The following is a 9,817-nucleotide window of genomic DNA, read 5'->3' as shown; positions in this document are numbered from 1 at the left end:
GTTGCCAGCCAGCGAAACATTGCTGCAGAAACCTGACGTGCTGACGGTAAAACTCAGCGCGCCGGAAACCTACGGCATCGATGCCGGCCAGCCGGTGATGCTGTATGGCATGAAAATCGGCCAGGTGATTTCACGCGCGCTGGATGAGAATGGCATCAGCTTTGTCGCAGCTATCAACCCGGAACACCGTAATCTGGTGCACGCCGACAGCAAGTTTGTGGTGAATAGCCGCCTCGATGTGAAGTTTGGCCTCGACGGTATGCAGGTGCTGGGTGCCAGTGCGCGCGAATGGGTGGATGGCGGCATTCGCCTGATCCCAGGCGCGAAAGGCAATCCATCCAGTCGTTATCCTTTATATGCGGATGCGGAACGTGCTCAGGAAGGCATCGTGGGAGAACAACCGCCGACCACACTGAAACTCACCGCCAACAGCTTGCCGGATGTGCAGGCTGGTTCGGTGCTGCTGTACCGCAAATTCCAGGTCGGCGAAGTGGTGGATGTGGTGCCGCGCGCGGATGCGTTTGAAATCTCGATTCACATTCAGCCGCAGTATCGCAAGCTGCTCACCAGCGAGAGTGTGTTCTGGGCCGAAGGTGGCGCCAAAGTGCAGCTCAACGGCAGCGGTTTAACCGTGCAAGCGTCCCCGCTTAACCGTGCACTGAAAGGTGCTATCAGCTTCGATAATCTGACCGGCGCGCAGGCGGCGAAAGGCGTTAAGCGTGTGCTCTACGCTTCAGAAACAGCCGCGCGCGCAGTTGGCAGCCAGATCTCGCTGCACACCTATGACGCTAGCAAACTGGCGGCGGGAATGCCGATTCGCTATCTCGGCATCAACATTGGTCAGGTTGAATCACTGGCGCTGAGTTCGGATAACAACCAGGTTGTCGCCAAAGCGGTGCTTTATCCGGAATACGTGCAGGACTTCTCGCGCATCGGCAGCCGCTTCTCGGTGGTATCGCCGGAAATTTCTGCGGCGGGTGTGAATCATATCGAAACGCTGTTGCAGCCTTATCTCAACGTCGATCCGGGCAAAGGTGCGCCTGCGCGCACATTCGAACTACAGGAAAGCACCATCACCGATTCACGCTACCTGAACGGCTTGACTATTTATGTCGATGCCGCTGACGCGGGATCGCTGTCGGTGGGCACGCCAGTGCTGTTCCGTGGCGTAGAAGTGGGCACGGTCACCGGAACGTCGCTGGGCAATATGGCGGATCGCGTGCAGATTGCGCTGCGTATCAGCAAAAAATATCAGCATCTGGTGCGCAACAACTCGGTGTTCTGGCTGGCTTCCGGCTATAACTTTGATTTTGGTCTGATTGGTGGCGTGCTGAAAACCGGTACTTTCCAGCAGTTCATTCGCGGCGGCGTACAGTTTGCCACCCCGCCAACGGTGCCATTAGCCCCGCAGGCCGGCGCCAACAAACACTTCCTGCTACAGGATGAAGCGCCGAAAGCGTGGCGCGACTGGGGCACGGCGATTCCGGACCCTAATCAACCTTAAGCAAATCGGGCAGCCTGGCTGCCCGATTCTTTTTCGCGTGTTACACTTCGCGCTCATTTCGTTTCCCGGTAGATGCCCGTGTCCGATCGCTTTCCCGAAGATTTTCTCGCGCTGATGCGCGCCAGCCTTGCTGACGACGCCGAACTGCAACGCTTCCTCGCTATTAGCCAGCAACCGCTGCGTCGCAGCTTACGCGTTAACACCTTAAAAATTAGCGTGGAAGATTTCCTCGCCCGCACCGCCGATTATGGCTGGCGCTTATCGCCCATTCCGTGGTGTGCCGAAGGGTTCTGGATTGAGCGTGACGACGAATCGTTGCCGCTCGGTAGCGTAGCGGAACATCTGAGCGGGCTGTTCTACATTCAGGAAGCCAGCTCAATGCTGCCGGTCACCGCGCTGTTTGATGCCGCACCCGATGCACGTCAGGTGATGGATGTGGCTGCCGCGCCGGGCTCCAAAACCACGCAGATGGCCGCGCTGATGCGCAATGAAGGCGCTATTCTGGCGAACGAATACTCGGCCAGCCGCGTTAAAGTGCTGCACGCTAATATCAGCCGCTGCGGCGTCAGCAATGTGGCGCTGACTCATTTTGATGGTCGCGTGTTTGGTGCCGCGCTGCCGGAGCGTTTCGATGCCATTCTGCTTGATGCACCCTGCTCTGGCGAAGGCGTAGTGCGTAAAGATGCCGACGCGCTGCGTAACTGGACGCTGGCCAGCACCAAAGCGATCGCTGAGACCCAACGCGATCTGCTCGACAGCGCTTTCCATGCCTTGCAGCCCGGCGGCACGCTGATTTACTCCACCTGCACACTGAATCAGATCGAGAATCAGCAGGTGATTCACTGGTTGCTGCAGCGTTATCCCGATGCGGTTGAAATCGTACCGCTGAACAACCTGTTCGCCGGCGCCGATCAGGCGTTAACCACCGAAGGTTTCCTGCACGTGTTCCCACAGATTTTCGATAGCGAAGGTTTCTTCGTCGCGCGTCTGCGTAAAACCGCCAGCATTCCCGCGTTGCCAACGCCAACCTATAAAGTCGGCAAACTGCCCTTCTCTCCTGCCAGCCGCAAACTGAGCGCCGAAGTGCAGCAGGCGGCGGCAAAAGTCGGCTTGAAGTGGGATGAGAACCACACGCTGTGGCAGCGCGACAAAGAGCTGTGGCTGTTCCCGGCGGCGCTGGAGAGTTGGCTGGGAAAGGTGCGCTTCTCGCGTATCGGCCTCAAGCTGGCAGAAACCTTCCCGAAAGGCTATCGCTGGCAGCATGAAGCAGTGGTAGCGCTGACGCAGCCAGGCAGCGCGCTGGATTTCGAACTCACCGATGCGGAAGCGGAAACCTGGTATCGCGGTCAGGATATCCATCCGGAAACCTTGCCCAACCGGGATGAAGTGATCGTCACCTACCAGCAGCAGCCGCTGGGATTGGCGAAGAAAGTGGGTAATCGCATTAAAAACAGTTATCCGCGTGAACTGGTGCGCGACGGACGACTGTTCCGCTAAGCGTTACTGCAATTGCACCAGAGTGAGATGATTGCCGAAGACCGCGCCGGTATCGATGTAATGCTGATTCGCCACATTGAGCGGTTGTTCTAACGGCGTGTGGCCGAAGTAGAAATCACTGGCGCCATCGATGTGGGCTGAACTGCCGCGTTGATGGCGTCCCAGCCGATCGCGACTCCACACCACTTGCTGCCAGTCAACATCCTGCCCCAACGCATAATGGCTGGCAGGATAATCGGCGTGGGCAATGACCACCACGCGTTCGCCGAAATCCAGATGCAGGATCAACGGTAACTCAGCGCAGCGTTTCAACGCATGGCGCGCAGCTATTAACTTTGCGCCCTTCAACTGCCAAAACCACTCGCCGCCGTTCATCATCCACAAGGTTTGATCACGGCCATCCAGCGCAGCGAGCGCCATCTGCTCATGATTGCCGCGCACGCAGCGGAACCAGGGTTCCTGCATCAGCGCTAAACAGCCAGGACTGTCCGGCCCGCGATCGATTAAATCGCCCACCGATAGCAATAAATCCTGCTGCTTATCGAAATCACGCTTGAGCAGTTGCGCATCGAGCTGGGCGCGGCAACCGTGCAGATCGCCCACCACCCAAATCTTTCGCCACATTTGCGTGTTTACCGTTTGGTAAAGCATGTAATCTTCCCCGGTTGACTGGAAGTTTAGTGAGCCCGGCATAAAGTATAGTCCGGTCAGGTTTAGCCAGCGGAGGGAACAGCATGAGCGGACGGAAGCAATTCATTGGTGTATTAATCGTTATTTTCATCGGTAGCTTGCTGCTACTGGAATCACTCGCTCGTCTGGTACATCTGTTATTTGTGGGATAATTACGCGACTTTACATTCCGCGCTAAACGCCTAAACTCCTTTGCGCATCATATAAAGGAGCCTGTATGAGCCAGAATATTTACGACAATCCTACCTTTTTTGCCGGATACGCCACCTTGCCACGTTCCGTTAAGGGATTAGACGGCGCACCAGAATGGCCCGCACTGCGTGCATTACTCCCTGATCTGCAGGACAAACGTGTTCTCGATTTAGGCTGCGGCTACGGCTGGTTTTGCCGATACGCGCAGCAGCAAGGCGCGCGCGACGTGCTGGGACTCGACGTTTCCGAGAAGATGCTGGCGCAAGCCACGAGCATGACGCAGGGAACGGAGATTTGCTATCAGCGCGCCGATTTAGAAACTTTGCAGTTAGGCGAATCCTTTGATCTCGCCTACAGCTCACTGGCGCTGCACTACCTCACCAATATTGACGCGCTCTTCGCAACCCTGTTTGAGGCAATCACGCCGGGCGGCGCGCTGGTGTTTTCCTGTGAACATCCGATTTACACCGCACCTGCACAACAGCAGTGGATTGTGGATGAGCACCAGCAGCGCAGCTGGCCGGTCAATCATTATCAGCAGGAAGGCGAACGCATCAGCAACTGGTTTGCCGATGGCGTGAAGAAGCAGCATCGCAAGCTGTCAACCTGGATCAATGCAGTGATCGGCGCAGGATTTGAGATGGTGCATCTCGATGAATGGGGACCGAGCGAAGAGATGGTTGCGCTGAATCCCGCCCTGGCGGAAGAACGCGATCGTCCGATGATGTTTTTGCTGGCCGCGCGTAAACTGCTGTGACTTTCAATTGAGGCTGCACGATGCAGCCTTTACACATCCCTGCTGCGCTATTTGTGACATTCAAGGGGCATTGCGTACTAGCGCGTGATTAAAAAGATCGCCAGCAAGAAGAAGGCTAATAAACCGGCAAATGTCAGCGTTCCAATACGCGGCGTTTTGGCGCGGCCAACTACCACACCAATAAAGATACAAAGCAGCGTTAGGGTGCCAATCATTACCCAGAGAAGATATTGTGTATTTGCCATGAAGGATCCTTATCCGGCCATTAATCAGATGCGCCCACGTTATACCATTTTTCGCACAGACTGACTGCAGCTATATGACCGCACCTTTTCTGCTGATTATTTCCCATCCGATAACGATCACGTCGCGTTATGCGCGCAGCGTACAACTTTGAGATTTTCCAGCTGTTGCAAACGTGACGCAGCCTTATTGTTAGCGCTGGCCTTCGCAATGCCATTACCGATGCCAAAATCCCCAATGAAGCCGAGGACCGTCAGCGCATCAAACTCGCCGGTTTTGTCGATCTGCTGTTGGACACTCTGGCTTTTAGCAATCTCCTGATTCAGTGCTGCGCAGTCGTAGGTTTGTGCTTCGGCATCGCTCACATTGGCAGACTGCGGATATTGTTTCAGCGCGCAACCACTCAGCAGCATGGCGATCAGAATAACAGGCTTATACATCTTGCAAAATTCTCTCTAAGGCGGTGATTTATTGCTGAACAGGAGAAAATGTAGCATCTATTGGAGATGACGATCGGGGGAATAAGTGACGTTAGGATGGGTAATTTAAAAATAAAAAAGCACTGCCTAAGCAGTGCTAATGATTCTGATATCAGGCAATTGCCTGATAAGCCCTAATAATTATCAGGGCAGAATATCCGTCGTTATGCAGTTTTCAACACAATCATTGATGATTTGCAGAAAATGCATTTAGCGCCATGTGGGTTCATTTTAGTAATATCGAACGCGGAGGTGCGATATTGTGAACTCTGGCAATGCGGACATCTTAAACGATGATAAATGCGAATAATTACAGACCTAATACATTTGTTGCAGACGGACCTTTAGGACCATCTTCAACTGAAAACTCAACACGCTGACCTTCATCAAGTGAGCGATAATCAGTGCCCTGAATGGCTGAGAAGTGGACGAAAACGTCCTTGCTGCCATTTTCAGGAGAAATAAAGCCGAAGCCTTTTTCTGAGTTGAACCATTTTACCGTTCCAAGAATTTTATTAGACATAATTTTTACCTTTTAAATGAGCCTATTGGCGTAAGGGCCGAGTTGCAAATACGAATCAGAACTTAGGATAAGACTCAAAGAGAAAGGGCTTGAAGCGGCACTAACTGGGATGAGAAATACAATGGGAACTAACCTTCTAACTGTCTGCTATTCAGACCGACGAAGCATTAACGCATTTATCCTAACTATAAGCAAGCTATAAATGATTTTAGTTTTTATACTCACTTATACATTTTTTTAAGTACAAAATGAAAAGGTTTAGCTCCAACATCCATTTAATAGTTGCGCCTCTTACCTTGGAAGATAATCTTGAATTCACAGCCCCCATCTTCTCATCAGGTTAAAAGAAGTTAGTGTAATGACTATGGCTGCAGCTCATATGTGCGCAAATGTCCTTCAGCAGGGCTTTATTAAGACTCATATCGGCACCAACATCTTCAAACGTATATTTTCATTTTCCATCTGCCGCACGTGTCTCATCCCCAAAAGGGGAAATTCCATCATCATTACTGGAAACAAAAACGTCACATGGTGCATGCTAGTTGTTAAACTCACAGCACTGATAGCCGCGTAACTTTAACAGTAAAGCGCCCCTGTTCTTCGATGAAAAATCACTTTGACATCACCAACAGATCAGGATGGGGAAATTAGCTTCATATCAGAATTCACTCAACGAATGACGAAAATATCAATTCAAGAAAATTTAATAGACGACCAAAGAATTTGATTTTCTTATACATATTGACAAGGAAATTATGATGACCAAACTTCCAAAAAGACTGTATGCAATATATTTCCACAACCACCTTACTTTCAGCAATCACCCTAAAGAAAAATGCAACATGATATAAATGAAACCCACAAAACAAAAAATTATAAATACAACCTCACTAAGCTTTATCCCAATATCTCCTCAGCGCACTGTATAAAAAATAAAGCAATCAGTATAGAGTTAATGCTTTTAATTTTAAAATAATTATCTACCTTTGATTCCAATAGCAGAAAAACTCATCACCAACACATACATCATATAATTAATTATAACTAACTGGTAACTGGTAACTGGTAACTGGTAACTGGTAACTTGCAGACATTCAACGATCGCTACCTAGCGTAGTGAGAATTTCTATTACAGCATTTGATTTCCACGAATCGACAAACCACTACAGGAGGCTTTTAGATAAGTAGTTAATTAATGATGTCATATAAAACCCCTATACTTTTTGTGGTGTGAGATATGGAAACGATGACAATATTACATCTTATCTCAGTATGAGCGCCAACACCTCCTTTATTAAATTCAGAGTTAAAGAAACACGCTTTCAAATAGCTAAGCTGAACTTTCCTTAATTCTTAAAATGAGGTATTATGTCTAGAGCTCAATAGCTTATAAGAATCGGAACAATTTATGAAAAAAGACAATGATCTAAAGTTAACATATTTCCAAGAATTTATATTATTCATCTCATCACTTGCATTTACCAGCATATTTTTCTGGAAGCAAATTTCAACTGGTTTTTGCTTTGTATTTGGCAAAGGCTATGATGTTCTGATTGAAAGATTTTTAGTGTCTCATTGGACGAATGTATTTAATGGCATTACGATTTGGAATAATCCTCTTTATCTATATCCTCACACTAACACACTTGGATTCAATGATTCTTATTTTCTGTACGGCGTTATTGCTTGGTTATTTGACCTTCACTCTATATCAGGTGGAGATTTAATTCATGCAATTATGAAAGTGATTGGCTTTTGGGCAATGTGCCGATTGATGCTAAAAATCACAAAAGACTTTCAAATCAGTTTGCTTACTGCGGCCCTTTTTACATTGGTGATAAACTCATCTAATCAAGCAGGTCATGGACAGTTGTTTTTATCATCACTTTCTCCATTATTATCATTGCTTCTGCTTAATTTAATTTATGGTATAACATACAAAAGGAGTTGGACATATAAAATAATCAACGGAGTTTCTTTCAGCATTTTTCTGGCAGCAGTTTTTTTTACTGGCTTTTATATTTCGTGGTTTTTTTGTTTGTTTCTTTTGTTGTTTTTTATGTCATTTTTCCTATTCAAAAGAAGTCAATCTATAAACTTCATAAAAATTGCATCATCTCAAAAACTATTATTCTTTGTTTTATTTATAACGTTCATTATCTCTATTTTCCCTTTTTTGATGGTTTATCTGCCAAATTTAAAACAAACAGGTGGCCAGTCGTTCCCAACACAATTAGGATACAGCTTACATGCAATAGACATTTTTAACATTGGCGAAGGGAGTTTGTTATGGGGTGCAATATACACTCACATTAATAGTTATCTAGGTGGCATTTGGCGTAGTGGTGAGTTTGAGGTTGGTTTCACTCCGGATGTTTTGTTAATGTTTTTCATTTCCGTTGTTTATTTTTTTTATAAAAAAACAACGCTTCATCAAAGCCTTTTATTGCCCTTAGCTTAACAGTTATAATAATTTTATCATTACCGATATCAATAAATGATTTTTCACTGTGGATTTTAATAAATAAAACAATCCCAGGAGCATCTGGAGTCAGAGCAATCTGTCGTATTTATCTCATTCTGGCGCTCCCTATCTGCTTGATTATTGGTTGTTGCATTAAAGACTTAAAACTAAATAAATATATAACTTATGCAATATTTTCGTTATTGATTACATCACAAATTAACATAAGCCCGCCAGTAAATATAAAGGCTAGCGATGAACTATTAATTAAAAAGGCATCCATCCCTCCTGCTTACTGCAAGTATTTTTATGTAAAAAACCCCATTGATAATCTTTCCTCACTCCATCAGAATGATATATACTCTCAAAATACCCAAGCTATGATTATAGCTGATAGCATCGGAATTCCAACACTAAATGGATTTGCCTCATTTACTCCAAAAGATTGGGTTTTTAAACAAGCTCCGTCATACCTTTATAAAGTTGATAAATATATATCTAATCATAACTTAAACTCTGTTTGCGTTCTAGATATAAAAAACAACATATGGGAGTCGAATAACCAAGTAGATCCTCTATCAGATATGGCAATTTTTAATTTAGGAGACAAAATAACTTTCTCTCGCGGTGGTAACTCAGGTAATTTTACTGCCAGTGGCTGGTCGATACCTGAGAGTTTTGGAACATGGACTGATGGTGATGTTTCCAATTTAATTATGAAGATTGAAAAAAAATCCGCCAATCCCACTTTGTTAATAATTGAGGCAAATGCATTTTTATTTGAACACAAGAAGGATGATTTTTTTGTTGATATATGGATAAATAATTATAAAATTGGAACTTTAATTTATTCAACTCTTAATGGAGATAATTTGCAGATTAAAAAAATCAGGATCCCAACTAACTCATTAAATATAAAAAATGGAGTTATCGATATTAAATTTGTAATGAATCCAACTATTTCTCCTTATGCCTTAGGAGCAGGTAATGATACAAGGCAACTGGGGCTAAATGTTAAGTCACTCACCTTACAATGATTGAATTTCTAACACACTCCTTTTTTTAAAATGGAGGGTATTAGTTAACAGGCTAATACATATTTTAGCCTGTATAATTTACCGTTAGTGAATGTAGCATATTCGGCAACGACAATTGCCGAATACAACGAGCGGTGCAGATGAAAAAGTTCGCAATTAAACGGGACTACTTTTGGAAAAAATATTCTAAGTTTTTAAGATATCAAAAGTCATCTTGCAGATTATATGAAGTTAAAAAAGTGAATAATCAGTCCAAGGTTGCTCGGACATAAAAACATGTCGATTACCAAAAAGTACTTAGATTCGCGTGGACAGGAATACGTGATGATATAAACCGGATATCATGAATTCGGACATTTTCGGATGGGTGATTATTTTTACATATAAATCAAACAGATAAAAAAAGACCGAATACGATTCCTATATTCGGT

The 9,817-nt window shown here is 46.0% G+C and carries 10 protein-coding genes; 5 read left to right on the top strand and 5 right to left on the bottom strand.

Translation table 11 applies throughout. From position 1 onward, the window contains the following. Together RTY00_RS07535 and rsmF are read left to right on the top strand one after the other, a co-directional pair. On the top strand, positions 1-1,504 hold a 1,504-nt coding region (locus RTY00_RS07535), incomplete at its 5' end, for an MlaD family protein (RefSeq protein WP_312663987.1). A gap of 72 nt (positions 1,505-1,576) precedes the next feature. Beyond that, the gene (gene rsmF, locus RTY00_RS07530; RefSeq protein ID WP_312663986.1) at positions 1,577-3,001 is read left to right on the top strand and encodes a 16S rRNA (cytosine(1407)-C(5))-methyltransferase RsmF; all 1,425 of its coding nucleotides are present in this window, start codon (positions 1,577-1,579) and stop codon (positions 2,999-3,001) included. A gap of 3 nt (positions 3,002-3,004) precedes the next feature. Here rsmF and RTY00_RS07525 read toward each other — a convergent pair whose 3' ends face one another. After that, positions 3,005-3,652 (bottom strand): metallophosphoesterase, encoded by a 648-nt coding sequence (locus RTY00_RS07525; RefSeq protein ID WP_312663989.1) that lies wholly within the window; start codon positions 3,650-3,652, stop codon positions 3,005-3,007. Between the two features lie 256 nt (positions 3,653-3,908). Here RTY00_RS07525 and RTY00_RS07520 point away from each other — a divergent pair, with 256 nt between their 5' ends. After that, a complete protein-coding gene (locus tag RTY00_RS07520; protein WP_312663985.1) occupies positions 3,909-4,640 on the top strand; it encodes a class I SAM-dependent methyltransferase in 732 nt (243 codons plus the stop codon). 77 nt (positions 4,641-4,717) lie between these two features. On the opposite strand, the gene RTY00_RS07515 is transcribed toward RTY00_RS07520, so the two are convergent. The 4 genes from RTY00_RS07515 to RTY00_RS07500 form a co-directional block, all read right to left on the bottom strand. Continuing rightward, entirely contained in the window at positions 4,718-4,885 is a 168-nt protein-coding gene (locus RTY00_RS07515) for a hypothetical protein (protein WP_008110452.1), read from the bottom strand. Between the two features lie 117 nt (positions 4,886-5,002). Continuing rightward, positions 5,003-5,323 carry a hypothetical protein gene (locus tag RTY00_RS07510; protein ID WP_312663984.1) on the bottom strand — a complete coding sequence of 107 codons (321 nt, stop codon included), beginning with the start codon at positions 5,321-5,323 and terminating at the stop codon, positions 5,003-5,005. 203 nt (positions 5,324-5,526) lie between these two features. Beyond that, positions 5,527-5,670: a cold-shock protein gene (locus RTY00_RS07505; protein WP_110866453.1), complete on the bottom strand. Its 144-nt coding sequence runs from the start codon at positions 5,668-5,670 to the stop codon at positions 5,527-5,529. A gap of 2 nt (positions 5,671-5,672) precedes the next feature. Then, a complete protein-coding gene (locus tag RTY00_RS07500) occupies positions 5,673-5,885 on the bottom strand; it encodes a cold-shock protein (RefSeq protein ID WP_007889586.1) in 213 nt (70 codons plus the stop codon). A gap of 1,408 nt (positions 5,886-7,293) precedes the next feature. On the opposite strand from RTY00_RS07500, the gene RTY00_RS07495 reads away from it, so the two are divergent. After that, a complete protein-coding gene (locus RTY00_RS07495) occupies positions 7,294-8,346 on the top strand; it encodes a hypothetical protein (protein WP_312663983.1) in 1,053 nt (350 codons plus the stop codon). 206 nt (positions 8,347-8,552) lie between these two features. After that, positions 8,553-9,386: a hypothetical protein gene (locus RTY00_RS07490; protein WP_312663982.1), complete on the top strand. Its 834-nt coding sequence runs from the start codon at positions 8,553-8,555 to the stop codon at positions 9,384-9,386. The last annotated feature ends 431 nt before the right edge of the window (positions 9,387-9,817 follow it).

The sequence above is a fragment of the Pantoea sp. CTOTU49201 genome, assembly GCF_032054795.1.
Taxonomy (GTDB): domain Bacteria; phylum Pseudomonadota; class Gammaproteobacteria; order Enterobacterales; family Enterobacteriaceae; genus Pantoea; species Pantoea symbiotica.
The sequence above is the reverse complement of the archived record's forward strand: the minus strand, read 5'-3'. Positions and strand labels throughout refer to the sequence as shown.

Coding starts and splice junctions, on each gene's coding strand:
- rsmF (WP_312663986.1), top strand. CDS start 1,577: ATGCCCGTGTCCGATCGCTTTCCCGAAGATTTTCTCGCGCTGATGCGC.
- RTY00_RS07525 (WP_312663989.1), bottom strand. CDS start 3,652: ATGCTTTACCAAACGGTAAACACGCAAATGTGGCGAAAGATTTGGGTG.
- RTY00_RS07520 (WP_312663985.1), top strand. CDS start 3,909: ATGAGCCAGAATATTTACGACAATCCTACCTTTTTTGCCGGATACGCC.
- RTY00_RS07515 (WP_008110452.1), bottom strand. CDS start 4,885: ATGGCAAATACACAATATCTTCTCTGGGTAATGATTGGCACCCTAACG.
- RTY00_RS07510 (WP_312663984.1), bottom strand. CDS start 5,323: ATGTATAAGCCTGTTATTCTGATCGCCATGCTGCTGAGTGGTTGCGCG.
- RTY00_RS07500 (WP_007889586.1), bottom strand. CDS start 5,885: ATGTCTAATAAAATTCTTGGAACGGTAAAATGGTTCAACTCAGAAAAA.
- RTY00_RS07495 (WP_312663983.1), top strand. CDS start 7,294: ATGAAAAAAGACAATGATCTAAAGTTAACATATTTCCAAGAATTTATA.